The following is a 271-nucleotide window of genomic DNA, read 5'->3' as shown; positions in this document are numbered from 1 at the left end:
TGCCGGTGTAGCTCAATTGGTAGAGCAACTGACTTGTAATCAGTAGGTTGGGGGTTCAAGTCCTCTCGCCGGCACCATTTGTAAGTGAGCCATTAGCTCAGTTGGTAGAGCATCTGACTTTTAATCAGAGGGTCGGAGGTTCGAATCCTCCATGGCTCACCATTTATATAATCTTATTATGCGGGTGTGGCGGAATTGGCAGACGCACTAGACTTAGGATCTAGCGCCGCAAGGCGTGGGGGTTCGACTCCCTTCACCCGCACCATTACAA

The 271-nt window shown here is 50.6% G+C and carries 3 tRNA genes; all 3 read left to right on the top strand.

The annotated features are described in order from the left end of the window. Position 1 precedes the first annotated feature (1 nt). Positions 2 to 77, top strand: a tRNA-Thr gene (locus ACTYA4_RS22300). A gap of 9 nt (positions 78 to 86) precedes the next feature. Continuing rightward, positions 87 to 162 (top strand) — tRNA-Lys (locus ACTYA4_RS22295). 18 nt (positions 163 to 180) lie between these two features. Continuing rightward, positions 181 to 265 (top strand) — tRNA-Leu (locus tag ACTYA4_RS22290). Positions 266 to 271 lie beyond the last annotated feature (6 nt).

The sequence above is a fragment of the Niallia yueguangensis genome (assembly GCF_052663115.1).
This window is presented reverse-complemented; position numbering and strand designations above follow the sequence as displayed.